At 59.6% G+C, this 23364-nt stretch carries 25 protein-coding genes and 2 pseudogenes; 8 read left to right on the forward strand and 19 right to left on the reverse strand.

Annotation, left to right across the window (positions count from 1 at the left end; all coding sequences use genetic code 11):
• The 3 genes and pseudogenes from AACZ55_RS08760 to AACZ55_RS08770 form a co-directional block, all read right to left on the reverse strand.
• Positions 1-456: pseudogene (locus tag AACZ55_RS08760) on the reverse strand (conjugal transfer protein TraG); the annotation flags it as partial.
• Positions 449-667: pseudogene (gene traD / locus AACZ55_RS08765) on the reverse strand (conjugal transfer protein TraD); the annotation flags it as partial. The pseudogenes AACZ55_RS08760 and traD, both read right to left, overlap by 8 nt.
• The gene (locus tag AACZ55_RS08770) at positions 660-908 is read right to left on the reverse strand and encodes a TraC family protein (protein ID WP_338611028.1); all 249 of its coding nucleotides are present in this window, start codon (positions 906-908) and stop codon (positions 660-662) included. The pseudogene traD and the gene AACZ55_RS08770, both read right to left, overlap by 8 nt.
• A 252-nt stretch (positions 909-1160) precedes the next feature.
• Here AACZ55_RS08770 and traA point away from each other — a divergent pair, with 252 nt between their 5' ends.
• From traA to AACZ55_RS08790, 4 genes are read left to right on the forward strand one after another with little or no spacing between them, the layout of a single operon-like run.
• On the forward strand, positions 1161-5228 hold the full coding sequence (traA, locus tag AACZ55_RS08775; RefSeq protein ID WP_338611027.1) for a Ti-type conjugative transfer relaxase TraA: 4068 nt from the start codon (positions 1161-1163) through the stop codon (positions 5226-5228).
• Complete coding sequence (traF, locus tag AACZ55_RS08780) at positions 5225-5752, forward strand: conjugative transfer signal peptidase TraF (protein WP_338611025.1); 528 nt, start codon at positions 5225-5227, stop codon at positions 5750-5752. Before traA ends, traF begins: the two co-directional genes overlap by 4 nt.
• A complete protein-coding gene (locus AACZ55_RS08785) occupies positions 5721-6896 on the forward strand; it encodes a conjugal transfer protein TraB (RefSeq protein WP_338611023.1) in 1176 nt (391 codons plus the stop codon). Before traF ends, AACZ55_RS08785 begins: the two co-directional genes overlap by 32 nt.
• Before the next feature lie 10 nt (positions 6897-6906).
• A complete protein-coding gene (locus tag AACZ55_RS08790) occupies positions 6907-7539 on the forward strand; it encodes a conjugal transfer protein TraH (protein ID WP_338611021.1) in 633 nt (210 codons plus the stop codon).
• Positions 7540-7746: 207 nt separating this feature from the next.
• Here AACZ55_RS08790 and AACZ55_RS08795 read toward each other — a convergent pair whose 3' ends face one another.
• Genes AACZ55_RS08795 through AACZ55_RS08805 form a run of 3 tightly spaced genes read right to left on the reverse strand, consistent with a single transcriptional unit; the run spans position 7747 to position 10342 of the window.
• A complete protein-coding gene (locus AACZ55_RS08795; RefSeq protein ID WP_338611020.1) occupies positions 7747-7998 on the reverse strand; it encodes a hypothetical protein in 252 nt (83 codons plus the stop codon).
• A gap of 15 nt (positions 7999-8013) precedes the next feature.
• Positions 8014-9201 carry a ZIP family metal transporter gene (locus tag AACZ55_RS08800; RefSeq protein WP_338611019.1) on the reverse strand — a complete coding sequence of 396 codons (1188 nt, stop codon included), beginning with the start codon at positions 9199-9201 and terminating at the stop codon, positions 8014-8016.
• Position 9202: 1 nt separating this feature from the next.
• Positions 9203-10342 (reverse strand): multicopper oxidase domain-containing protein, encoded by a 1140-nt coding sequence (locus AACZ55_RS08805; RefSeq protein WP_338611018.1) that lies wholly within the window; start codon positions 10340-10342, stop codon positions 9203-9205.
• Between the two features lie 629 nt (positions 10343-10971).
• Here AACZ55_RS08805 and AACZ55_RS08810 point away from each other — a divergent pair.
• Both AACZ55_RS08810 and AACZ55_RS08815 read left to right on the forward strand, forming a co-directional pair.
• Positions 10972-11154, forward strand: coding sequence for a hypothetical protein (locus AACZ55_RS08810; protein WP_339645311.1), 183 nt, complete (start codon positions 10972-10974; stop codon positions 11152-11154).
• 112 nt (positions 11155-11266) lie between these two features.
• Positions 11267-12022, forward strand: a complete 756-nt coding sequence (locus tag AACZ55_RS08815) for a DUF1223 domain-containing protein (protein WP_338611017.1) — start codon at positions 11267-11269, stop codon at positions 12020-12022.
• A gap of 179 nt (positions 12023-12201) precedes the next feature.
• On the opposite strand, the gene AACZ55_RS08820 is transcribed toward AACZ55_RS08815, so the two are convergent.
• Genes AACZ55_RS08820 through AACZ55_RS08830 form a run of 3 tightly spaced genes read right to left on the reverse strand, consistent with a single transcriptional unit; the run spans position 12202 to position 13631 of the window.
• A complete protein-coding gene (locus tag AACZ55_RS08820; protein WP_339645313.1) occupies positions 12202-12510 on the reverse strand; it encodes a hypothetical protein in 309 nt (102 codons plus the stop codon).
• Between the two features lie 43 nt (positions 12511-12553).
• The gene (locus AACZ55_RS08825) at positions 12554-13216 is read right to left on the reverse strand and encodes a thioredoxin domain-containing protein (RefSeq protein WP_338611016.1); all 663 of its coding nucleotides are present in this window, start codon (positions 13214-13216) and stop codon (positions 12554-12556) included.
• Positions 13209-13631, reverse strand: a complete 423-nt coding sequence (locus tag AACZ55_RS08830) for a disulfide bond formation protein B (RefSeq protein WP_339645315.1) — start codon at positions 13629-13631, stop codon at positions 13209-13211. The genes AACZ55_RS08825 and AACZ55_RS08830 overlap by 8 nt, the downstream gene beginning before the upstream one ends.
• 217 nt (positions 13632-13848) lie before the next feature.
• Between AACZ55_RS08830 and AACZ55_RS08835 the strand changes: the two genes are divergently transcribed.
• Positions 13849-14793: a cation diffusion facilitator family transporter gene (locus AACZ55_RS08835; RefSeq protein ID WP_338611014.1), complete on the forward strand. Its 945-nt coding sequence runs from the start codon at positions 13849-13851 to the stop codon at positions 14791-14793.
• A 222-nt stretch (positions 14794-15015) separates the two neighbouring features.
• The gene (locus tag AACZ55_RS08840) at positions 15016-15534 is read left to right on the forward strand and encodes a cytochrome c oxidase assembly protein (RefSeq protein WP_338611012.1); all 519 of its coding nucleotides are present in this window, start codon (positions 15016-15018) and stop codon (positions 15532-15534) included.
• A gap of 20 nt (positions 15535-15554) precedes the next feature.
• On the opposite strand, the gene AACZ55_RS08845 is transcribed toward AACZ55_RS08840, so the two are convergent.
• The 10 genes from AACZ55_RS08845 to AACZ55_RS08890 all read right to left on the reverse strand — a co-directional run.
• Complete coding sequence (locus AACZ55_RS08845) at positions 15555-15719, reverse strand: hypothetical protein (protein ID WP_338611010.1); 165 nt, start codon at positions 15717-15719, stop codon at positions 15555-15557.
• Between the two features lie 20 nt (positions 15720-15739).
• On the reverse strand, positions 15740-16372 hold the full coding sequence (locus AACZ55_RS08850) for a L,D-transpeptidase (RefSeq protein WP_338611054.1): 633 nt from the start codon (positions 16370-16372) through the stop codon (positions 15740-15742).
• Positions 16373-16501: 129 nt separating this feature from the next.
• Positions 16502-18436, reverse strand: a complete 1935-nt coding sequence (locus AACZ55_RS08855) for a M23 family metallopeptidase (RefSeq protein WP_338611009.1) — start codon at positions 18434-18436, stop codon at positions 16502-16504.
• A 12-nt stretch (positions 18437-18448) separates the two neighbouring features.
• On the reverse strand, positions 18449-19603 hold the full coding sequence (locus tag AACZ55_RS08860) for an NAD(P)/FAD-dependent oxidoreductase (RefSeq protein WP_338611007.1): 1155 nt from the start codon (positions 19601-19603) through the stop codon (positions 18449-18451).
• Complete coding sequence (locus AACZ55_RS08865; RefSeq protein WP_339645319.1) at positions 19600-20271, reverse strand: methyltransferase domain-containing protein; 672 nt, start codon at positions 20269-20271, stop codon at positions 19600-19602. The genes AACZ55_RS08860 and AACZ55_RS08865 overlap by 4 nt, the downstream gene beginning before the upstream one ends.
• A 4-nt stretch (positions 20272-20275) precedes the next feature.
• Positions 20276-20998 carry a ZIP family metal transporter gene (locus tag AACZ55_RS08870; RefSeq protein ID WP_338611004.1) on the reverse strand — a complete coding sequence of 241 codons (723 nt, stop codon included), beginning with the start codon at positions 20996-20998 and terminating at the stop codon, positions 20276-20278.
• A 21-nt stretch (positions 20999-21019) separates the two neighbouring features.
• Positions 21020-21472 (reverse strand): DUF411 domain-containing protein, encoded by a 453-nt coding sequence (locus tag AACZ55_RS08875; protein ID WP_338611002.1) that lies wholly within the window; start codon positions 21470-21472, stop codon positions 21020-21022.
• 17 nt (positions 21473-21489) lie between these two features.
• Positions 21490-22104: an SCO family protein gene (locus tag AACZ55_RS08880; protein ID WP_339645322.1), complete on the reverse strand. Its 615-nt coding sequence runs from the start codon at positions 22102-22104 to the stop codon at positions 21490-21492.
• The gene (locus AACZ55_RS08885) at positions 22101-22586 is read right to left on the reverse strand and encodes a copper chaperone PCu(A)C (protein WP_338610999.1); all 486 of its coding nucleotides are present in this window, start codon (positions 22584-22586) and stop codon (positions 22101-22103) included. The genes AACZ55_RS08880 and AACZ55_RS08885 overlap by 4 nt, the downstream gene beginning before the upstream one ends.
• Positions 22583-23364: HAD-IC family P-type ATPase (locus AACZ55_RS08890; protein WP_339645324.1), on the reverse strand; the 782-nt coding region annotated here is incomplete at its 5' end. The genes AACZ55_RS08885 and AACZ55_RS08890, both read right to left, overlap by 4 nt.

Here is a 23364-nt window from a genome sequence, read left to right on the forward strand (position 1 = left end):
CGTCAGCCGTTTCGGACCGGTCGCACCGAAAGCGGCATTTCCCTTGAGTGCAACCTTGAGGCCGAACATTCCGGCTCCGAAGGCAATGGCCGCGCCTCCGAGGGAATAAAGATCGAGGTAGTCGATGGCCGATCCGCTTTGGACCTGTGCGGCGAAGCCGGACACGCGCGCAGCCTCCGAAACGATCGCGAGTGCGAGCGCACCAAGTCCTCCGATGAGGACGCCTTGACCCGCGAACTGGATGACAAGCGATCCTTGCGCAGCGAACAGAAATGTGACGCCGATCACGGCCGCCATGGCATAGGGAAGGGCGAGCCCGAGCCGTCCGAGCGTCTGGTATGACCAGGGCGTCGTACCGAATGATGCGAGCCAGGTTTCACTGCCTCTAAGCGCCAGAACCGCTCCGATCATTAGCGCCGCCGGGACGATCAGCAGCGCCAGCCTCTTTGCTGTCATTGTTGAACTCTGCCTTTCCAATGGCCATCAGGCGTGTCCGTTCGGCCCCGTCGTTGATGCGACAAGCCGCATCAACGAGTGCACCGAGGATCAGGGCCCGGTCTTCGTGCCGAAGCCCAGCCTTGACGACAAGGCCGCCGAGCTGGATTTTCTCTCGTGCATCCTTTTTCCGCGCGTTTGTTTGCGATGCCTGATAGCGCCGCTCATGCATCAGAACGGCTCGTTTGAGCACCAGAAGCCCGGTCGCCCGTGGGCGTTTCGGCCTGCTTCTGAAATCGCACGGTGAGTTCTTTAAACCCCTTCAGAATCGCCGCGTCGTCGACACTGACATCGCCCAATCCCGCCTTCATCGCCAGCCGGCCGATGCGCTCGGCCTCTTTCGCTTCTGCGAGTTTCAGCTGCTCCTGAAGCCGTTCGATCTCTTCGCGGATGCCTGACGAGGAACGTCTCATATGCGGTGTGTCTCCTGTTTCGAAAAGCGTAGTTCTTCGCCTGGACACTGCCCGATTGGAAGCATGGCGCGCACCTGTGGAAATCCACAGTAGGCGCAGACCGATGAGGTCTGCGACAAATCCCGCCATTCGAAGAATGGTCCAAGGGCGCGCTTATACGTCGCTTCGCGACGTGCGCCGGGAGGCTTGATTGCCGTGTTCGCCTTTCCACCCCCGCCAGCTTGAGGGCGCTTCTGCGCCGGGCGAGGGCTAATGGCGATCTACCACCTTGAAAGCCAAGTCATCAGCCGAGGCGAGGGCCGCAGCGCTGTGGCCGCCGCTGCCTACCGGCACGCCGCCCGTATGGAGTTTGAGCGAGAGGACCGCGTTGCGGACTTTTCGAACAAGAAGAATGTCGCCTATTCGGAGTTCATGGCCCCAGAGGATGCGCCAGAGTGGTTGCACTCGATGATGGAGGGCCGCAGCGCCGTCGAGGTTTCAGAGGCGTTCTGGAACATGGTCGAAGATTTCGAGACGCGGCGTGACGCGCAGCTCTCGAAAGAGTTCGTCCTGGCGCTGCCGAAGGAGCTGACCAAGGATCAGAACATTGAGCTGGTGCGCGACTTCATTGGGCAGCAGATGTTGCTCCGGGGAATGGTGGCCGATTGGGTCTATCACGATGTCGAAGCTAATCCGCACGTTCATATCATGACGACCTTGCGCCCGCTCACCCAAGAGGGTTTCGGAGCGAAGAAGGTGCCGGTTCTCGACAATTACGGGAACCCTCAGCGCGGCAAGAACGGCAAGATTCAATACCGGCTGTGGGCCGGTGATCGTGGAACCCTCAACGAGATGCGCGCGGCCTGGGCTCAGGTTCAGAATGTCCATCTTGCCCAACACGGCATCGATGCGCGCGTCGATCACCGCTCCTATGCCGAGCAGGGCATCGACCTTACGCCACAGGGAAAGATTGGCATTCGGACGCGGAACATTGCCAAGGAGGCGCTGGCGCAAGGTCGCGAAGTCGACCTTGATCGCATGGCGCTTCATGAGGATTTGCGTCGGGATAATGCCGCCCGGATCGCCCGCCGACCGGGGATCGTGATTGATGCCCTATCGCGGGAAAAGAGCGTCTTTGACGAGCGCGATATCGCCAAGCATCTGCATCGCTGGATTGATGATGGTCAGCAGTTTCAGAACCTGTTGGCGCAGATCATGGCAAGCCCGGAGCTTGTCATGCTCGCCAGCGAGGGCGTCGATTTTGAGACCGGCGAAGTGCGGCCGGCACAATTCGCCACGCGGGAGATGGTGCGGATCGAGGACGCCATGTCCCGGCAGGCGGTGCATCTTTCGACGCATGGTGCGTTCGGCGCCGAGGTCCATATCCGCAACGAGGTTCTGGCAAATCATCGCCAGCTTTCCGATGAGCAGCGCAACGCCATCGAGCTTGCAACCGGCAATGAACGGCTCGCGCTGGTCGTCGGTCGCGCCGGTGCAGGCAAAACAACGATGATGAAAGCGGCGCGGGAAATTTGGGAAGCATTCGGCTATCGCGTCGTGGGTGGCGCGCTGGCCGGTAAGGCCGCCGAGGGGCTTCAAAAGGAGGCCGGCATTGAAAGCCGAACGCTCGCGTCCTGGGCGCTCCAATGGGAGCAGGGCCGCTTGAAGCTGGACGACAAGACCGTCTTCGTCATGGACGAAGCGGGCATGGTGTCCTCGCGCCAGATGGCCAATTTCATATCGGCCGCAGCTCATGCCGGAGCAAAGATCGTTCTGGTTGGCGATGCCGACCAGCTTCAACCGATCGAGGCGGGCGGAGCGTTCCGAGCCCTGTCCGAACAGATCGGTTTTGCCGAGCTTTCGACCATCTACCGCCAGCGTGAGCAGTGGATGCGCGATGCGTCCATGGCCCTGGCACGAGGCAATGTGAGCGATGCTTTGGCGGCCTATCAGGAGAAGGGACATATCATCGAGAAGGCCACCAAGGACGAGGCTATTGCGTCCATGGTGGGCGATTGGGTTGCCGATTACGATCCGAACCGCACCACCCTCATGATGGCTTTCATGCACAGGGACGTGGCGGCGCTCAATGCGCTCGCCCGCGAAGGCTTGCGCGCGAAAGGGCTGATCGAGGAAGGCCATGCGTTCCGAACGGCCAGTGGCGTGCGCAATTTCGCAGCCGGCGACCAGATCGTGTTCCTGGAAAACGAAGGTTCGCTTGGCGTTATGAACGGCATGATCGGCCGTGTCGTCGAGGCCGAGCGCGGCAAGATCATTGCCGAGGTTGGCGACCCACAGAGTGGGGACCCACGTAGTGGGGAAGGGACGCGCCGCGTCACGATCGAGCAGCATATCTATTCCAAGATCGATCACGGCTACGCCACCACGATCCACAAGAGCCAGGGCGTTACCATCGACAAGGTGAAGGTCCTGGCGTCATCCATGTTCGATCGTCACCTGACCTATGTGGCGCTCACCCGGCACCGTGACGAGGTTCAGCTTTATGCAGGTGCCGACGAGTTCAAACGTTCGGTCCGCGTCGATCATGCTGCTGGTGTTACCGGCCAGATGATCGACGCAGGGGAGGCTAAGTTCCACGATGCGGAGGACGCCAGGCCGACGCCCTATGTCGATTTGCGCGACCTGGCCGGGATCACACATCGGCTTTGGGGCGTGAGCTTGCCGGAGGCGACTGGCAATGCCAATGCCCGGATTGGTGACACGATCACGCTGCGCCAGGACGGCACGGAAGAGGTTACGGTTCGAGTTGCCGTCGTGGACGAAGCAACCGGCGAGAAGCGTTTCGAGGAACGTCTTGCCGAGCGCAATGTCTGGACCGCCAATGTCATTGAGGCGGGCGACCCGGCGCTTGCTGCCGTGGGCGCCGAGATCCTGTTCCGCCGCCCCGGCAAAGTCGACCATGCGCAGGGTGTCACCGGCGAGCTGGTCGAAAAGGGCGAGGCGGGGTTCGGTGACGATCCCGATGCCAAGCCCACCCCTTATGCCGATGTGAAAACCCCCGATGGTGTCATTCACCGGCTTTGGGGCGTGGCACTTCCGCAGGCCATAGCGAGGGCAGGGGCCGAGACAGGCGACACGGTTTCGCTTCGCCGCAGTGGTACGGAGGAAGTGACTGTAAAGGTTCCGGTCAAGGATGCCGCGACCGGGGCGACACGGCTCGAGGAACGTCTTGTGGAGCGCAATGTGTGGGAAGCGATCCGGCTGGAAACAGTTGCAGATCGCGCCGCCCGCCTTGCGAGAGAGCCTGAAAAGTCAGCTTTGTTTGGCCAGCTCGTCGCGCGCATGTCGCGTTCGGCCGCCAAATCCACGACGCTCGATTTCGTCGGCTCGAAACTCTACGGCCAGGCCGTGGCCTATGCGACCCGTCGCGGGATGCATGGCGCTCGCGTCATGAAGGCCGCGGCCGTCAATCAAACCCGCTGGCTGGCACGTCAGCGTGACCGCCTCGCCGCCGCCAGTCGCAAGCTTGCGGCCTTTGTCGAGCGGTTTGGCCGTGACCGCACAATTGTCGCGCAGGCAATGCCTGCACCCTCACAGCCATGGTTGCGCGGCCGCGCGACGTGGCGACTTTCGATCCCCCAAGCCGCGGAGGCAAAGATGCAGTCAGATGCTCAACTCACCGTCCACTGGACGCAGATTCAGGACCGCATGAACAACGTCTATGAGAAGCCGCAGGAGGCCATCGCCTCGATGGGGCTCGAAAAAGCCCTGCAGGGCGACCGGGCGGCGGCCGAGGCGATCAGCAATCAGCTTGGCCGTGATCCAGAAGCCTATGGCCCGTTGCGCGGCAAAGCCGGCCTGTTTGCATCGAGCGCCGCCAAGGCCGAGCGGGATCGTGCCATCAACAACGTGCCGGCGCTTCGTGATCAGATCGGCAACTATGTCCGGTTGCGCGCCGAGATTGCGGACCTTCGCACGGTCGAGCTTTCGCGTGAGCGGGATCTTCAGCGCATCGACGTCCCGGCAATTTCGTCGGCAGGGAACGGTGTCTTGGAGCGTGTGCGAGACGCGATCGACCGCAACGATATCGATTCCGGCATGGCCTACGCCCTGGCCGACAAGATGGTCAAAGGGGAGATCGACCGGCTCAACACGTCCCTGGACGAAAAGTTCGGCAAGCGCGCCTTCGCATCGAAAGAGCCGAGTGGACCAGCCTTTGAGGCGGCGGCGTCGAAGGTGACCGAAGGCGACCGGGCGAAGCTGGCAGCGGCATGGCCCCTGTTCCATGCCAGCCAGCAGATCGCGGCCCATGAGCAGAAGCAGGCCCGACAGCAAGCCCGGGCGCAGACGCAAACCCGCGATCAGGGGATGACGCGATGACCAGCCGGCGCGCTGCTATCGCCGTCATCGGCGTCGTCGTTCTCGGTTCTATGGCGGCCGCCTTCGCCTTTGGGGGCTATCGCGTCAATTTCACGCCCAGCTACGCCTACGGCTTGTGGCGTATTGAGCCGCTGGACCGCGAGGTGAGGGTAGGGGACCGAATATTTATCTGCCCGCCACCGGGCGCGGCGGCCGAGCTGGCGCTTGAACGCGGATATCTGCCGCGCGGCCTATGCCCTTCGGGATCTGGACCGCTCATCAAAACCGTGGTCGCCCTTTCCGGACAAACGGTCGAGGTTGACGGCCAGGTCATCATTGACGGCACGCCGCTTCCACACTCCGCCGTCCTCGAGGCAGATGCCGAGGGGCGGGCAATGCCGGTTCATGGCGGCGGGACCGTGGAAACGGGCGCGCTTTTTGTTCACTCAGATTTTGTCGGTTCCTATGACTCACGCTATTTCGGGCCGCTCCCGGCCGAGGGGACACTTGGGCTTGCCCGCGAAGTTTTCACCTTCGCCCCGTAGCATCGCGCTTTCGGCCGCATTCATTGCGGGCGGGATCTTCACCGGAGCCGTCGGGTGGAGCGGTCATACACTCGCCCTTGCTGCCGGCGTTCTTTTCCCGGCGCTTTGGGCCTTCGCACCGTCGCGCGCCGTTGCCGCGCTTGTCGCTCTTGCCCATTTCCTCGCCGCATCGCGCGGCCTGCCCGAAGGCGTCGCGATCTTCTACGGTTCGGATATGGGGATGGGCCTTGTGCTTTGGCTGTTGGCCTCACTCATGTTTGTTGCGGTTCACACCATTGTCTGGACTCGAAAGGCAGGGTGGCAGCGCCCCATTCGCTACGCGATAGCCACGATCCTCATGAGCTTGCCACCATTCGGCATAGCCGGATGGGCGAGCCCGATCACGGCGGCCGGCGTCTTGTTTCCCGGCTGGGGCTGGTTCGGCCTTGCAGCGACAGCGACTGGCCTTCTCATCATGACGACGAGATTATGGCCGATCGCCGCGCTCGCCCTGGGAGGAGCGTTCGCATGGTCCGCCGCAAGCTGGACCCTGCCGACAGTGCCGGAAGGCTGGCAAGGGATCGATACGAGCTTCCAGTTCAGTGAAGCGGGCCAGTACGCCGACTATGCGCAGCACATGGCGACCATCGCCATGGTGAAGGAGGCCGCAGGGCAGGGGGCAAGCGTTGTTGTTTTGCCCGAAAGCGCATTCGGAATCTGGACCGCGACTACCGAGCGCCTGTGGACCCGCGAGTTGGCCGGAACCGATGTGATGATCAATGGCGGTGCAATTGTCATCGACCACTCCGGCTACGATAACGTCATGGTGCAAGTGTCCGGAGAGGGCAGCGAGGTCATCTATTATGAGCGAATGCCTGTGCCGATCTCCATGTGGCAGCCTTGGACTACAGGGGGGGCGAATGCGCATTTCTTCGCCAATCCGGTCGTTGACTTTGCCGGCGTTTCGATAGCGCCGCTCATCTGCTACGAACAACTCGTTATCTGGCCGATCCTGCAATCCATGCTGTTTGGCCCGGAGGTCATCGTTGCGACGGGGAACGGCTGGTGGACGGGTGATACCAACATCGTCGCCATTCAGAAGGCGAGCGCCGAGGCGTGGGCCGCGCTTTTCGGCGTGCCACTGGTAATGGCTTTCAACCACTAAGGAGGGCCCGATGATCGATCCTGAATTGATCCAGCTCTGTGCTGATCCCCGGCTTGAGGTCGAAATTGTTCAGCAGTTCGTTTCCGAAATGAACGCTTCCGACCATCTGACCATCCATGTTTCCCAAGGCAAGCGCACAATCCTCGTACCCAAGCCCGAGACGATCGAGCAGGCCGTTGAGACGACGCGGGAGTGGGTAGGGCAGGCGAATGTGCGCGTCGGGGTAACGCAATACCCAGCCGGTTTGGGTGTGACTGATCCGAGCCAGATCAGCCATGAGCTGTTCGACAGTTGCGAAAACCTGCGCATGGGCACCGAGCTTTTCGACAAGGTGCTGCGCGTGGTGACGCAATGGTATGGCGGTCCGGCTGAACCGGCCTTTGAGGACGCAATCTATGCCTATCGCACCGGCTGGTTCGAGGGCGAACGCATCTTCTATGCCGAAGATCCGGAAGTCGAGGTCATGGCGCCCGAGCGCTCGACGGCGCAGGCGGAACCCGGAACCGGCGATGCCGCCCAGGCTGAGGCCGAGGCGGGGCCGTCGGAGCCGCCCTTTAGCTATCAGGACCCCAACTCCGCTTCTATCCGAATTGATCTATCCGGCATCCGTGTCCACAATCAGGAGCCTCCCTCGAGCCAATGAACAGCCATATCATCGTCACCATCTTGCTCTGCACCTTCAATGCAAACCGGCTGAAAACCGGATTTGGGATGGCGATCCAATCCGGCGTGACCTGACCCGCGAAGTAGCCCTGCGCTTCATACACTTGGCCGATGACTGGATTGCCGACTGCCGCGGTCGCAGCAGAGTTTGCCACACGGTTTCCATGCGCGGATTGCGGTTGAACCTTCACCAAATCAGACAGGTTTGCCGCTTCAGCGGTCGACTAAAAGCGGACGTCGGACGCGCGCTACCAAGCGGCAATTCACGGCGAAAAGAGGTAGCCTCCTCCATAGGTCTTGCCAATTGCGCCGAAGCACGGTCCCAAAAATCTTCATGAAAGGGAGTGGAGCCAACGAGAAACATGACATTCACAAGTGTTGCGTTGCGCTTGTGCAGAATGAATACAGCAGGAGTGCCCGCAAAAGCGTCGCCTTTCAATCGATGGGGCTCCCGCTACACCTTGATGGCGGCAGCTGTGACGTACATGAACGCCACGCCGACCAGAAAGCCCGACAGGACCGGCGGCGATAACCAGGATGGCCCCCGGCCCCCGCTGCTGCGCAGGAAAAAGGCGCTCACTTCGACGATCACTTGGAGAATGGCACCGGCCCCAACCCCCAGGGCGAGGGCTGACCATTGGGAGCCGTAGGCGAGGCTGCCGATCCACATGCCAAAAACCGCAGGTGCACCAGCGACCAATGTAAGGGCACCGAAGGCCCAAAGCGGTGGCTTTTGTCGAACGATGGGAGCGGCAATGCCGATACCCTCGGTGACATTGTGAATGGCGAAACCGAGAACGAGGAAGGTCCCGAGACCTGCAGAGCCAGCGGCGAAGGCTGCGCCAATGGCGAGGCCCTCTCCAAAATTGTGCAGGCCGATCCCGAAGGCGATGTAAAATGCCAAAGCCAGCCCTTCGGGCCGCCCGCCGCGGCGGCTGATACCCATGAGAATCAGGAACGTCGCCAGAGCCGCGAGGATGACCATTGCCGGCCCCTGGAAAAGAGGCGCCGACTCGGCAGCCAACTCCAACGCCTCGAGGGTCATGTCGACGAGCAGGAAGGCGAGTAAGCCCACTGTGAGGGCCAGCACGAAACCCATGCCTGACGTGCCCATGTTGCGCATGGCCGGATAGAACATCAAACCGATGGCGACAGGCAAAATACCGACGATCGCACCGACCACGGCCTGCTGGAGGAGTTGTCTTTGGGTGGCAACCGGCGTGTGCACCGCGACGGCGATTTCGTGCTCGAAGGTAGCGCCGGTATTGGTCATCAGTTTGACACGGTGCGCTTCGCCCAGCACCCAGGGATAGGGAATGTCTATCCATGCGGTCGATCCGCGCGCCAGCGGGCCGGAGGGGGTCATGGCGAAATCCCAATAGGCGTCGTCTACCTGGACCTGCGCGACCGTCATGTCCTCGGAGCCGCCGGCACGGACCTGGACCTGGATGCCACCGTCATTCAGGACCGTCCTCTCAAAGGTGATCGCTTCGACCGGAGGGGCGCCATTGTTGAAGCTTCGAAGCGGGTCTGCCGCAGCAACCCAGATAATGGCAATGGCCAGCACCAGCAGGGGCGCCAGCAGCCAGAAAAACCGGCGCAGGCCGGACGAGGCGTTGGACGATTGTGCAAGCTCGGTCATATCAGGCCTCCACGATGTCGAACATGCCCATCCACCCCAGCTCGGTGAACTCTGACTGGTGGGCATGAAACATGTACATGCCGGCCTCGTGGTCGGCGTAGCTAAACTCAAGAATGCCCCGCTGCGCCTGGCACTGCATGATCAGATCGACGGTGCGCAGGGTCGGGGTCAGGGTCGTGCCGGTATCGAAGTAGTTGAAGAAGTTGGCGTGCAGGTGAAACGAGTTGATGGGATCGAATTCGGTTGCGTTGACGAGATAAATGCGCACCGGTCGCGACTTCTCGATGTGGATGGGCTTCTGTGAATAGGCATTGGCGATCGTGTTGACCGCGTAGAACTCGTTCTCATTGTCGAAATTGGTGTCGAAGGCGTTCATGACCATCACCAGTTCCTGCCAGCGGGCATTCTCCGGCGTGCCAAACAGGCGGGATCGCGCGACATCGGTATTGTCAGGATGGAGGTTCGGATCGGGATCGATCACGAAGGCTCCGTACATGCCTTTGTGCATGTGCCGCTTCAGCGGAAATGCATGACAGTGATAGAGGTGGCAGCCGAATGGCTTGGCATCGAATTCGTATATGAACTCGTCGCCCGGGTTGATCAAGCCAGCCCCCGGCACACCGTCCATGCGCCAGGAATGGATGCCGTGAAAGTGCATGGAGTGCGGATGGGAGCCGTAGTTACGGAAGATGATCCGCAGCCGTTCGCCTTCCTTTGCTCTGAGAGCGGGACCAGGCACACGGCCGTTGAAGGTCCAGGCTGGAAACATCACACCCGGGGCGATCTCGATCTCCTTGTCGATGGCCTCTACCTCGAAGGTGCGCAGCGTCCGTCCGTCATCCATCGTCGAGACGGTGCCGACATCCCATTCGGTTAGCATTGCAGTCGGATCGAAGCCGTTGCGCTGTAGGTCGACATTCCCCACCGTCGTCATCCGCCCGTGTCCGCCTTCATGCGCCCCAGGCGCCGCGTCCAGATCAAGGGGAGGTCGATCAGGGTCTGGCATCGCGGTCATATCGTGACCCTGCATGGATTGACCAGCGACAGAGGAGGTCAGCACAACCGTACTGCCCGCGACGGCCAAGCCACCAATAATGAGGCTGCGACGCCTCACCATGTCCACGGATTTGTCGAGTGCCATAGCGTCCTCTAATGCGAATGGTTCGCAACAACTATCGCACAGTCGTGTGTTTTTGCAAGTAGGAATGATTTGCATCTGGGTAGTTTGATGGGGCTCGGTGTACATGGAGCAGTCGCCAACGCCACAGTTGCAAGCGGAACGGCACTGTTGACCGTATACTCGCTGGACCTTGGCCTGCCCTTTATCCTGCGCGGGTTCATGACACGGATTTTGTCAATGCGCCGAAATGGCCGGGCCCCCCAAGGTTGCCGTCCCTGGCGGGGTGGTTATGGTGTCGCCCACTACCGGCTATCTCTCCAGCTTTGTAATTTTGGTGCCTCCGCACGTTCCCGGCCAGCGACCGGATCGGCTGAGCCTGAGTCTTAAGGGATTATGCGATATGCTCAGGCGAGCCTTTCAATCGCACTGGCGGATTTCTGCTTGTCGGGCGACTGGTCGTGCTCGGCTTCAACACCGACGTAGGCTTCGGAAAGTTCGGGGGGCTCCGGCTTGGATCCAGATGGAGTGCACGCTCGCCATAGTCGCGGAGCTCCTTGTCTGGATCGCCCGAACCGTCTCACGGCCACGGGCCTCTGGCTCATCATCGGCGCGCACTGGGCAACCTGCTCGACCGGCCGCGGCAGGGCGCCATGACCGATTTTCTGGATTTCTCCATTGGCAGCTATCATTGGCCAGCCTTCAATCTTGCCGACGATCGTCTGCCGGGCTTTTGCGCTTGGAGAGTGTTCTGGCACATGGCGAAAAGGAGGTTCAAAATGGCTGAGCTTTCCCACTCATACAAAAGAATCGCTTTGATGCCTCGGGTCCCTTGAACCCGAACGCCGGATGCCATTCTGGCTCTCATCAGTGAACAACGCCATCATTGTGGACGACCTCACCATGAATTGAGTAGCGGCGGCACAGCCTCATGCCTACAGAAGCGCAATGTTCGTGCATATCTCCATAAATGGCAGGCTCATTCTCCGCTGGTGTTTTGCGGTGATGATCTGCCTGACGGCTGGCGCCGCGTTCTCCTGGGAAATGCAAGAGCAGCCCGAGGCCGTTGTCGAACTCTTTACGAGCCAAGGTTGTCTGCCCTGCCCGGCAGCAGATCGGATTCTGACTCGGCTGGGCGACGAGAACAAGGTTATAACTCTTTCTTATCATGTGGACTTTTGGGATTACGCCGGCTGGGCCGATACGTTCGCTTTGCCGGCCAACGGTGAACTCCAGAAGGCGTATGCCAAGAGGGCGGGCACCGGCAGAATCTACACGCCGCAGATGATCTTCAACGGTGAACGCGCTGTGGTCGGCTCTAGTGCCGAGGAATTGCGGACCGCACTGGAGAGCGCCAGTCTGGAACTTTCTCTAAACGTTGAAATCGAATCTCAAGACATCGTTAATATCACGGCGGGGCCGCGTTCCGGTCTAGGAAATGCGATTGTGTGGCTGGTCACTTTCCGGGACAGTGCCGAGGTTGATGTTGCAAGTGGCGAAAATATGGGCCAACGCCTTTCGTATTCTCATATCGTCACGTCCCGTCGACCAGTCGGGATGTGGGATCCAACGACCGGTATGGAGATAAGTATCCCGGTGCCTGAGGCTTTGGGGCCTGCCAACGATGGGTTCGCGCTCATCATGCAGGAAAAGGACGGCGCTTTGCCTGGCCGCATTCTGGGCGCCGTCATGATCGCTCGCTGAGATCCGCCAAGCTTCGCTTGATCTCATGCGCAGTTGCCGCGCCCCTGCATTTCAGTTCGTTGCGACGGGCGTTGTGCATAAAGGAAAATATCACCGTTCGCGGAACGCCGAAATTGGCAGAAGCCTTTGATGACTTCATCAATGCAATTGGCCCCAGAACCGGCACCCGCTGCGGGGCCTTACGGCGGGTTGTGAGTTGCTAAAAAAGCTGGGCAACTGCGCCCATACCCAACAGGTTGGCAACCAAAACGATACCCAGCCGGAATTGCTCCATCGCCGTAACGCTCGGTTGCAGCGTCGAGCGCGGGAATGATCAAGGAGAAGAACGACGCCGCCAACATCACCCCTGCGGCAAAACCCAATAGAAGATCACGCGTGGGGCGGGCGGGAACGCGTCCGAAAAGAACGGGAAGCGCTCCTACGGCGGTCAGCAGGCCGGTCGCGAGGCTTCCGAAAAAGCCAAGCGCGATCGGCGACAGCGTGTCCATGCAAGATCCTTGGAACTGTTGGGAGAAGAAGCGGAGCGGAGTTCTAGCTATCGCCCACACGCGCCACCTCTTCGTCAACAAGCGCACGCAGTTGTTCTGCGCCGAATTCGGTCAATGGTCGACCATTGACGAAGAATGTGGGCGTTTGGCTTACGCCAATAGTTTCGATATCGGTGCGATCCTGGTTCATGAGCCCAACCGTGCTCGGGCTCATGATCTGCGATGATGCCGCTTCCACGTCGAGACCGGCTCCGCCAGCAATTTCGAGAATGTTGGCCTGAGGTGCGGACCCATGGGCCGCCCATTCCGGTTGTGCCTCAAGCAGTGCTTCGAGAACTGGCACGAAAACATCCTGCATGCGCGCGGCTTCGAGGACCTTGATTGCTTGCTCTGACGCTTCCCCGTGGAACGCCGCGTATCGCAAAACCACCCGCACATCGTCGGGGTAATCGGTCAGGATGTCTTCGACTACCGGATAGAAGGCACGGCAGGCCTCACAAGCAGGATCAAAGAACTCGACAATGGTCACCGGCGCTTCTTCCGGCCCGAGTATGGGAGAATGCCCGCGAACCAACGCCTCCGTTATCCCGGAATCGGCGGCTGCGACATCGGTGGTCGGCACGGGTTGGCTCACATACCATGCCGCGCCGCCGAACGCGATGAACGCTGCGGCGAGGATAGAAATGACAAGGATCTTTCTATTCATTGGGGTTCTTTCGTAGGGACGTGATGAGTAGCGTTGCGATGGCGCCGAACGCCACGAGCGATAGCAAGGGGATTGGCAGGCCCAGCACAGTCATCTCCGACCCTGAGCAGGATGGCCCCGAAGCACTGCATGGACGTATGCTTTCGGGGGTCAAACCATAAAATACTCCGAGGTGCCACAAGGCGATGAATGCGCCGATTGCCGCCAGGATGACCCCGTATCGCGCTACCATCGGGTCTCGCCACCACACACCCAGCCCCAGCACTATGGCCAGGGGGAACATAAAGGCTCTTTGAAACCAGCAAAGCGAGCATGGTATCTGCCCCAGGACTTCGCCAATGAACAGCACGGCCAGCGAACTGGTCAGCGAGAGCATCCAAGCGACCAGAACGATATTCTCACTGCGATGGGCCATGATGACTCTTTTGGTGCGCCTGAAAGCTTCGCTCAATGTCTACAAGCTATAGCCGGTATAGGTTCAAGCAGAATTTGCGACCGCTGCTGAATTTCTATGGGCGAACTTTGCCACGTGAGGCAGAACTTGCATATGTTGAGCCGGACCAACCCGCGCGCTGAACCTTTTCGCAACCGCAATGTTCACCCTATGACACTGCGCCAGCACGGAGTATTTCATGTCACATGATCATGGTCATGCGCACTTGGACCCAAAATCGGGCGATCGTCGGGTTGCCATTGCTATATGGGCCAATGGTCTGCTCACGGTCGCCCAGATAATCGGAGGTATCCTTTCGGGCAGCATCGCGCTGATTGCCGATGCGATACATAATTTTTCGGACATGGCTTCGCTCGTGATCGCCTTCGGCGCACGAAAGATATCGCGACGGCCGGCCGATGCACGGATGACATTTGGGTACGGTCGGGTCGAGATCGTCGCCGCGCTTATCAACTATACCTCCCTTGTTCTGATCGGGTTCTATCTGATCTACGAGGGTGTCATGCGCATGGTGGATCCACCGGAGGTCGCGGGATGGACAGTGGTCATACTCGGCACTGTGGCGCTTGCCGTCGATACCCTCACCGCGCTCCTGACGTATTCGATGCAGAAGGGAAGCGTGAACATTAGAGCCCTTTTTCTGCACAACCTTTCCGACGCGCTCGCCTCGGTTGCCGTGATTTTGGGCGGGACCCTCATTCTGCTCTTCGACATGAGGTGGGTCGATCCTGCGATCACCATAGGGATCGCACTTTACATCCTCTATCTTGCCCTTACCGAAATCGGCGGCCCCATTCGCACGTTGATGCTTGGGAGTCCCCCTGACCTCGACAATGACGCGGTGATTTCGGCAGTGCGCGGGATTGATGGGGTTGTTGACGTCCACCATGTGCATCTTTGGCAGATGGAGGAGCATGCCGCCGCTCTCGACACGCATGTCGTCATCGAGCAGAGCAAATGGGAGGAGCTCGAAGACGTGAAGCGGTCGATTAAACAGGCAATTGAAGACGGATTCGGCATCACCCACTCAACCCTCGAATTCGAACGGGAAGCCGACGCGCATAAGAATGCCCAAATTTATGACCACGGGACAGACCGCGGGGATGGCGATCACGGCCATTAGTGGGTTACCGCCAGTGTGTCGCGCGCCATCTTCGACATGAGCAGACGAGCAGCAAGGCTGACTTTGAGAAAACGGAGAACCTGTGGTTCTATGGAGTGGTCATAGTCGGTAGAATTCTGCCCGCAACGCTCATTCGGAGCCATGGGCATAAATACATTGCTGGACAGTTGAGTTAGAGAGGTGAGGCAATTGGATTGGTCCATCGGCCCCCTGAGCGCTAACATGCTGCAGCACATAGCGACGATGAACGTCATCGCGCCGGCTGCAGTCGTTTTCGTCCTGCGTCATCTTCCATCCAATCTGTGGCGCAGTTGGCACTGGGCCACTGCGGTTCAACTTTGCGTGTTCTGGATGTGGCACGCCCCCCCTGTAATGAACGCGGCCATGGCTTCGTCTGCGCTTCACGTGTTCATGCAGTTTTCGCTCTTCGCGGTAGCGCTGTGGTTCTGGGCCTCCGTCCTTACACTGCCATCGTCACGCCGCTGGGTAGGCATTTTCAGCTTATTGATTACAGCAAAGCTCTTTTGTCTTCTCGCTGCTCTCATGATCTTCGCCGGTCGGCCGATTTTCGCCATGAACATGGGTATGGACGGAGTGCCAACGGGTATCACGCTCGCTGATCAAGAACTCGCGGGCCTGATCATGATCGTGGCATGCCCGTTGTTCTACGTTTCGGCCGGCGTCTATATCGCAGCAAAATGGCTTTTTGAGCTCGATGCGGAAAACCGACCTGCGACTTGATGCAGTGTGTGAGGCAAAAGCTAGGTGGTGGGCCCGCTCTCGATTGCAGATGCCGCGACCTCATCACCGATATGGGTGAAGCTGAACAAAAAGCTGGCGGCCACGAACAGCGCGAGAATGCTCAGCGTGATCAGATTTCTTCGACTTTTCGGATTGGATTGGTGGGGTTTGGTGTGTGCGGTCATGGTGATTATGAAGTCCTTTTCTAGACCACGATGATGGGCGCGCCATTTGGAACGCGGTTGTAGAGATCGATGATATCCTGATGCAGGAGGCGAACGCAGCCGCTGGAAACCGCCCGGCCGATCGACCAGACCTCCCCTGTTCCGTGGAGCCGATAGAGCGTGTCCCGACCATCCTGGAAAATATAGAGAGCTCTCGCACCCAGTGGATTGGTCAAACCCGGCGGTTGTCCGTCGGCCCATTTCTCGAGCTCTGGCTCACGTTCGATCATTTCTGCCGGGGGTGTCCAGGTGGGCCATTTCTTCTTGTAAGCGATGGTGCCCTGGCCCGACCAACCAAATCCAGCTCGACCTATACCAACACCGTAGCGCACAGCCTGACCGTCTGCGCGGACCAGATAGAGATAGCGATCTGCCGTATCAACGACGAGGGTTCCCGGGGTTTCCCCTGTCGGGTCTGGGACGACGCGCCGGTAGTAAGCAGGGTCCAGTTGGCGCAGATCGACAGCTGGCACAGGAAAGCGTTCCTGGGGCATGGGTCCATACATGTCGAGATAGACTGGATCGATCCGTGGCTCGACCGGGGCAACTTCAGGCTGAGTGGTCTGGCAGGCGGCCAGGAGGCCACCCAAGGCTGCTGCAGAACCCAACTTCATGAAGGTTCGCCGCGTCTGGGGTGCTGTCTTGCGCTTTTCGGTTTCGGCATGGAGCATAGTGATGTCCGTTCCTTTCCTTGTATTTGTGGGGTGGGCCAAAGATGGACGTAGCGTCCAGTCACAGTTTCGTCAGCTTCTATTTGATGGCGAGGGCAACTGTCTTGGCGTCTCCTCTTCGAGGAGTTGCTCGACTGAGTAGACTACGTCAGCGAAATTTCCCATTTCCCCGGGCATGACAGCCTTTCGTGGTGGCAGGCGCACACTCAGGGCATCCACAAGTCGATCGTTCACTGTTACTTCGTAGTGCAAATGGTTTCCCGTCGAGAGGCCGGTCGTTCCGACATAGCCTATGACTTGCCCCTGTTCGACCTGGGTTCCGGGAGCGATGCCATCGGCAATGCCGCTCATGTGGGAGTAGGAGGTTTCGAATCCATTGACGTGCGTGAGCTGGACTTGACGTCCATAATTGCCATTCCAACCGGCCAGCTTCACTTCGCCGTCGCCACCGGCATAGATTGGCGTCCCGGCCCCTGCCGCCAGGTCCACGCCCTCATGACCGAGCCGCCGACCCGTGACCGGATGCACGCGCATTCCCATCGGTGACGTCAAAATTCCGCCTCCCTCTAGTGGCCGACGCAGCAAGAGCGCACCACCCGATGCGCCTTCGCGGTCGAAGTATCCAACTGCACCTGATCTGTCCGTGAATCTGAAAAGTTCCAGTTTTTCTCCTTTGCTCACGAGTGACACGTAGAGCAGGTCCTCGTGATCCTGGGTTGCATTGGCTTTCAGAATTTCAAGCTTATCGCCCGGAGCCACCGTTTTCCGAAGATCGGCATCATTAGAAAAGATCGAAATGAGATCTTCGATGACGTGGTCCGGCAAATCGCTGCGCCTCCCAGTTTCCCAGATTGACCGATAAAGCGTGGGAAGCGCTGCAACGTCGACCCGTTCAGCGCTTTCTTCGGGAAACGGTATGCTTGGCGGTTCCAGGGCGAGAACAAAACGACCGGAATCGGTCTGCGCGACTGTGAAGGCATGTGCATCGGAATTTGTCTGCTCGTCATGAAGATAAACGCTCAAGCGAACCGGGCGCGAGGCTTCGGTTTCGTCCCCTGTGCGGTAAAGGATTCTGAGGCGCGTTCGGGCCGGCAGGTTCGAGAGCCCGAGGACGTTACGGGTGGCCTCGACGATCTGGGCCGATGTTCCCAGCGTGAAGCCATTCTGATCCAGAACTTCAGTAACCAAGCTTTCTTCCTCAAGCTTGATAAGTCGCTCCGTTGAGCCTGCCCCCACTCTTCTTTTGGGAACCACAGAGACGTTATCGGGCACGTTGGACGCAATCGAGGAGACAACGGCGGGGAATTCCGAGGGCACCGCTGCGTAGGCGAAAGCCGGGGACGGCGGCCCGACCGGCACTGTAGGCGATTGGTCCAAAATGAATGCGACCGCTGATGCATCACTTACAGCTAACGGTGGCGCGGCATCCATCAGCATTGGCTTCGAGGAAATGAGAACCTCGGTGTCGACCGCTTCACCGTAGACTTGAGATGCGATATTTGGCGCCGTGTCTTCAGTTGGCGTCATTGCTACACCCATGTCATCATCGACATCTTCTGGCGCTGGAATATCGGCGGTCAGAATGGTCGCTGATGTTGCCAGTGAAACGTTGAGCCACTCAAACTCCTGGTTGCGAAGCTGCGCAGAGCGCCCATCGGTTTCAGCTACGCTCAAGGTGAACGTGCGCCGGTTCGGGGCATTCTGAACCGTGGTTCGGGCACGATTCGTCTTGCCGTCGGCTGTGCGGGACGTTTCGGGCTTCGAGCTTGCGTGGAAGGCGCTTGAGAAGGTGGAAAAGGTGTCTCTGCCCTCGAAGGCGAGGAAAATGGCCCCGGCCATCATAAGGAAGGACACAATGCCGGTGAGGGTGATCGCTATCACCGAGTTTATGTCCAGCTCTCCCGCCTGCGGTATCGGGCCGTGTGCCGCGTTGACGAGAAGAGGCTCGGCATCCGAAATACCGAGAGACCCAAATTGCCTATCCTTCTGATTTTGAACGCGGCTCAATGGCATGACCGGCTACGAGACCTTCCGATTCAAAGCATGTTTGTGATCTGCCCCCTGATGCCTACTGATCTGGTGGCGATGACGCGCCAGCACTGCCTGCGAAACAATGTTCGAATCCGGTTCGGCACCCGCGATGAGGCTGGAACGACGACCGAACTGCCACGGTCGCCCGATGACGAACAGGCCGGGGACAGGCTCGCTCCCTTCCCCTTGATCCATCTCGAACCGGATCCACGAATAATCGTTCCGATATCCGACCGCCCAGATCACAACATCCACCTGTTGGTTTGAACCATCCGCAAAACTGGCTGACGATCGATCCAAGCCTGTCAGGCGCGGGCGAATGCGAACGCCCATTCGGGCTAAATCCTTGAGGGCGTTCCCCCGATGGGGAAAAGGATCAGCACGGGCCATAAAGCGACCGATGGGCGATTTGCGAGTCGCCGAGAGCATTCCAAAGACCCTAAGCCACTGCCAGACACTCCGGCCAAAAACTCGCTCGGGCAGCATTTTGCGCGGCTTGCCGGTTGCGAGAAATGTCTCATGATCGCGGGACAAGCCGGCCGCGATGTCACGCCCTGAGGCTCCGTCGCCAACAACAAGGACGCGTGAGCGGTCCCTGATGGCAGCGGCTCGGAAAGTCTCTGCTATAAGGTGCCCGATATTGGGCGCGTCGGCAGCCATGGCAGGGATCTTTGGTACCTGAAATGGCCCTGTTGCCACGATCACCGATGGCGCAGTGAAGGTCCGACCATTGCCACACCGAACAAAGAATGTCCTCTCACCATGTTGCTCCAGTGCCACTACACGATGGTCGAGGTAGACTGGTAGATTGAAGCGTCTCGCGTAGCTCTCGAGATAGCTGCCGAACTCTTCCCTGGTGGCATAGCCATCGCGTTCACCATCAAGGGCCAGACCCGGAAGCGCGCTCATGGTCCGGGGTGTGAACAGGGTGAGCCCGTCATAGCGCCGGCGCCAGACATCCCCGACTGCGCTTAACGCTTCGAGGATTACGAACTGAACGTCAGATTGCGCGAGGCGATGCCCCATGGCCAGCCCCGATTGACCTGCGCCGATGACGATAACGTCGAAAGCCTCAGGAGCCGAGCTTGCCTTTGTCAGCTCCCGGTCGAAGACAACGGCCATACCTCCTTGCGTTTCGGTCATGCCGTTGCTACCGCCGTTCCTAAGGAGCGGCCAGTTCCCACGCATCGGTATCCGGCGCCCCACCATAATTCCTGGAACGTGACGTCGTGGAGATGACTATCCATGGCCTGCCAGGGCGCCACGTCTTGGTAGTCCCGGCTCACCCCGAACGGCTTGTTGATTGCGATGGCAAAGTCTACCAGCCAACCGGGCCATCGATCCGGATGCTTGAGCCCAATGGATGCGAGGCGCCCGCCCGGCGGCAACCGTCGCGCGATCGTAGCTATGACCTCAGAATAGTCCGGCACCATCTCCAACGCAAATGCAGCAATTGCCGCGTCGAACTCGAAACGGTTGGGAGCCTCGGCGATATCGCCTTGAATGAGGTCGACGTTTGACCACCCCTTGCGGTCGACCAACGCTCGCGCGCGCTCCAGCATGCTGGTGGAGAGGTCAATTCCTATGATCCGTCCCTGCGGTCCAACAGCGTGGACAAGGAAAGGAAAATTGGCACCGGTCCCGCATCCGAGATCGATGACGGTGTCACCTGAACGAATGTTGGCCATTCGGATTAGGGTTCGACGTTGAGCCTGCACGCCCAAGAGTCTGTATGCAAACAATGCCCAATCGTAGATCGGAGCGGTCCGATCATAGAGGCAGCGGATTTCGCTTCTGCTCAAAAGGCCCATAGATTCACCCCAGAAAGCTGGAAATCAGGGTGAAAAGAGCGAAGCCGCCGATGAAAGAGGCCGATGACCAACTGGCATCGGCGCTGGCACCGTGGGCCTCGTTCAGCATATCTTCGACCGCTGCGAGAAGCAGGATACCGCCCACGAACGCGAGGGCTGCCAACTGTATGGTCCGATCCTGGTCCCGGAGAAGCCAGAAACCGACCGTGGCCCCCAGAAGGCTGGCGAAGGCAAAGGATGCAGCAAGTAGGATGCGTTTGGTCCGCGATATCCCGCTCTTGCGAAGATTGGCGACCGCGGCAAACCCCTCAGGAAGGTCTGCGGTCACCTGTCCGATTGCGAGGACCAAAGCCAAACCGATCGAGACGGTCGAACCGATCCCCACCATCAGGCCGTCGCTGAACAGATCAATTGCAACCGCAGCATAGATCATCCACGGCCCTTGCTCTCCCGATCCGCCCAGAATGGTGCCGAGGCCGCGATCGAGAACGACATAGGCGGCCCCGCCCAGGCAGAACGCGATCACGACGAGTACTGCCGATGCGCCCCCCAGCGCTTCGGGCATGATCTCGATAGCAACGACCGCCACGACAATTCCGGAGGCAGCGTGCAGTGCACGGTTGAGGGCCTTGTCACTGACGCGGGCAAATTCGGCAACGATACCGCCGATGAAATTGCCGGCTGCAGGCAGAAGGGACAACAACAGAACTTGGATGAACGTCGGCATCTACGGCTCAGGCGTTACCAGTCAGGGATAGCTTGCATAGACTTCGGTGCTGCCATCTTGCTTCAACAGGAGCACATCATAGGGCTCCATATCCGGGGTCGGTTCGCCCATCCCCGGCGAACCGCTGGGCATGCCTGGAACAACAAGGCCGACCGCGTCTGGCCGCTCGGCCAGAAGGCGATCGATCTCGCGTGCGGGAACATGTCCCTCGACGAGATAGCCATCGATTTCGGCCGTGTGGCAGGCGGCAAGGTCGGGGCCTAAGCCGGCGTCGACCTTGCGCAGCATGAGCGCACCCATGTCGAGATTTTCAACCTTTGCACGATAACCATTCTCCTCGAGATGGCGAACCCAGGACAGGCAGCATCCGCAACCCGAGGTCGAATAAACCTGTGCCTGCTGAGCCGCAAGCGCGGCACCAGACGCAATGGTGCCGATCAACACGGTCAGGCCTGCTAAAGTCAGGTATCTCATGGTGTTATCTCCATTCCTCAGGCGTCGGCCCCTGTGAGCCGGCGCAGTTTTTCCACCTGGGTGTCCAGTGGTTCGTGAATATCGAGTGTGCCTGCGAATTCGCCTTGAGCATCCATCATCAAGACACTCGCGGTATGGTCCATTGTGTAGCCGCCATCCTCGAGCGGGACTTTTTCAAAATAGGCGGCAAAAGCATCGGCAGCTTGCTCGGTTTGCTCGAGGCTTCCCCGGAGGCCGAGGATGCGTTCGTCGAAATATCCAACATAGTCCGCCATGATGTCTTGCGTATCCCGGTCGGGATCCACGGTGATGAAGAGCGGGGTAATTTCGGACTGGGGACCGAGTTGTTCGAGCACTGCCGTCAGTTGCGCCAGTGTGGTCGGGCAGACATCGGGACAATGTGTGAAACCGAAAAATACGAGATATGGAGTGCCAGCCAGGTCTTCGTTGGTGATCGTTTCACCCGTGTGGGCGGTCAATTCGAACGGTCCCCCGATCGCCAAAGAACCCGTCGACCCAGTGGAGGGGCTGGAATTGACTCTCTCGAGGATGGCGCCCAGACCAATCGCAAGCGCGACGAATGCCAACAGTCCCCAAGCGCCGAATTTGATGATCCTGAGCGTCTTGGTCATTGGGGAGAGCCGTGGACTTCGCTGGCAGGTTGTCCGCCTATCGAGACGACGTCAAACTCCAATGGCACTTCACCGGCACTTTCAAACCGCAAGGCCGCCGAATACGATTCACCTATCTTGAGAGCTTTCGTGGGCGCGATGATCATGAGATGAACACCGCCGGGTTGAAGCGTTACAGTCTCCCCCGGCGGAATGAGTAGGCCTTCCGCCAGAGGGCGCATCCGAGCGATGCCATCGGCGCTGAGGCTCGATTCATGCACCTCGACTGCCTGGGCATCTGGAGCCGTCCCGCCAATCAGCCGGTCGGCCTCTTGACCCGTGTTGGTGATCGCAAGGTATCCCCCCGCGACGCGAGCTCCTGGTGGTGTGGCGCGCGCCCAAGGATGGTCGATGACAAGTGAACCGACCGTATACTCGTGGGCCGCGACCGGAGCCGCTATCGGCAAAAGCATCAAAGCGGCAAATATGGCCTTTGCAATCATGCAGCTTCTCCCTTGTTCGCTTCGGAAGGCGTAACGCGGTCATCGGTCGATTGCAGTGCGCCACGTTGCCCCACGCCGTTCTCGGCGGGCGCGGCTGCTGTTCCCGACGGCACGGCTTGGCTTGACGAGAACCGCAACAGGCGCAGCGCATTGGCAGTCACCAGAACCGTCGCGCCGGTGTCAGCCAGGATCGCCATCCAAAGGGTTGTCGTGCCGGTCAGGGTGGTTGCCAAGAAGATCGCCTTCAGACCGAGTGCGATGGCGATATTTTGCCAGATGTTGCCCATCGTGGCCCGTGACAGGGCGATGGTTTCCGCCACGCCCGAAACCCGGTTCTTCAACAGCGCGACATCGGCGGTTTCGAGCGCGACATCGGTGCCGCCGCCCATGGCAATGCCTACCGACGCCGCGGCAAGTGCCGGCGCATCGTTGATGCCGTCGCCCACCATGGCGACCCCGCCTGCCTTTCGCAGATTGCCGATCTCATCCAGCTTGGCGTCTGGCATGAGTTCGGATTTCGCGGTGATGCCGAGTGTTCCGGCAATGGCCGCAGCCGTCCGCGCGTTGTCTCCCGTCAACATCACACTGTGCAAGCCCAGCGCCGATAGCGACGCAAGGCCGGAAACGGCATCCTCGCGCGGCTCGTCGCGCAAGGCGATAAAACCAAGCAATGCTTTTGCTTCGAGAACGACAACGACCGTCTTACCCTCGTCCTCCAGAGACTTCATCCTTTGCGCGATATCGACGGGGATTGTCATCTGTTCAGCGGCGTACCGGG

The organism is uncultured Pelagibacterium sp. (assembly GCF_963972885.1).
In the GTDB taxonomy this organism is placed as follows: Bacteria; Pseudomonadota; Alphaproteobacteria; order Rhizobiales; family Devosiaceae; genus Pelagibacterium; species Pelagibacterium nitratireducens.

What these genes read in the sequence shown, in the direction of transcription:
- AACZ55_RS08820 (WP_339645313.1), bottom strand. Translation starts at nt 12,510, where the DNA reads ATGGACACGCTGTCGCCGATCGCGCTTGGCTTTTTCGGAAGCCTCGCG.
- AACZ55_RS08865 (WP_339645319.1), bottom strand. Translation starts at nt 20,271, where the DNA reads ATGGGCCTTTTGAGCAGAAGCGAAATCCGCTGCCTCTATGATCGGACC.
- AACZ55_RS08850 (WP_338611054.1), bottom strand. Translation starts at nt 16,372, where the DNA reads ATGAAGTTGGGTTCTGCAGCAGCCTTGGGTGGCCTCCTGGCCGCCTGC.
- AACZ55_RS08770 (WP_338611028.1), bottom strand. Translation starts at nt 908, where the DNA reads ATGAGACGTTCCTCGTCAGGCATCCGCGAAGAGATCGAACGGCTTCAG.
- AACZ55_RS08845 (WP_338611010.1), bottom strand. Translation starts at nt 15,719, where the DNA reads ATGACCGCACACACCAAACCCCACCAATCCAATCCGAAAAGTCGAAGA.
- AACZ55_RS08825 (WP_338611016.1), bottom strand. Translation starts at nt 13,216, where the DNA reads ATGAATAGAAAGATCCTTGTCATTTCTATCCTCGCCGCAGCGTTCATC.
- AACZ55_RS08815 (WP_338611017.1), top strand. Translation starts at nt 11,267, where the DNA reads ATGTTCGTGCATATCTCCATAAATGGCAGGCTCATTCTCCGCTGGTGT.
- AACZ55_RS08840 (WP_338611012.1), top strand. Translation starts at nt 15,016, where the DNA reads ATGCTGCAGCACATAGCGACGATGAACGTCATCGCGCCGGCTGCAGTC.
- traF (WP_338611025.1), top strand. Translation starts at nt 5,225, where the DNA reads ATGACCAGCCGGCGCGCTGCTATCGCCGTCATCGGCGTCGTCGTTCTC.
- AACZ55_RS08800 (WP_338611019.1), bottom strand. Translation starts at nt 9,201, where the DNA reads ATGACCGAGCTTGCACAATCGTCCAACGCCTCGTCCGGCCTGCGCCGG.
- AACZ55_RS08870 (WP_338611004.1), bottom strand. Translation starts at nt 20,998, where the DNA reads ATGCCGACGTTCATCCAAGTTCTGTTGTTGTCCCTTCTGCCTGCAGCC.
- AACZ55_RS08810 (WP_339645311.1), top strand. Translation starts at nt 10,972, where the DNA reads ATGACCGATTTTCTGGATTTCTCCATTGGCAGCTATCATTGGCCAGCC.
- AACZ55_RS08835 (WP_338611014.1), top strand. Translation starts at nt 13,849, where the DNA reads ATGTCACATGATCATGGTCATGCGCACTTGGACCCAAAATCGGGCGAT.
- AACZ55_RS08860 (WP_338611007.1), bottom strand. Translation starts at nt 19,603, where the DNA reads ATGACCGAAACGCAAGGAGGTATGGCCGTTGTCTTCGACCGGGAGCTG.
- AACZ55_RS08885 (WP_338610999.1), bottom strand. Translation starts at nt 22,586, where the DNA reads ATGATTGCAAAGGCCATATTTGCCGCTTTGATGCTTTTGCCGATAGCG.
- AACZ55_RS08880 (WP_339645322.1), bottom strand. Translation starts at nt 22,104, where the DNA reads ATGACCAAGACGCTCAGGATCATCAAATTCGGCGCTTGGGGACTGTTG.
- traA (WP_338611027.1), top strand. Translation starts at nt 1,161, where the DNA reads ATGGCGATCTACCACCTTGAAAGCCAAGTCATCAGCCGAGGCGAGGGC.
- AACZ55_RS08790 (WP_338611021.1), top strand. Translation starts at nt 6,907, where the DNA reads ATGATCGATCCTGAATTGATCCAGCTCTGTGCTGATCCCCGGCTTGAG.
- AACZ55_RS08875 (WP_338611002.1), bottom strand. Translation starts at nt 21,472, where the DNA reads ATGAGATACCTGACTTTAGCAGGCCTGACCGTGTTGATCGGCACCATT.
- AACZ55_RS08830 (WP_339645315.1), bottom strand. Translation starts at nt 13,631, where the DNA reads ATGGCCCATCGCAGTGAGAATATCGTTCTGGTCGCTTGGATGCTCTCG.
- AACZ55_RS08805 (WP_338611018.1), bottom strand. Translation starts at nt 10,342, where the DNA reads ATGGCACTCGACAAATCCGTGGACATGGTGAGGCGTCGCAGCCTCATT.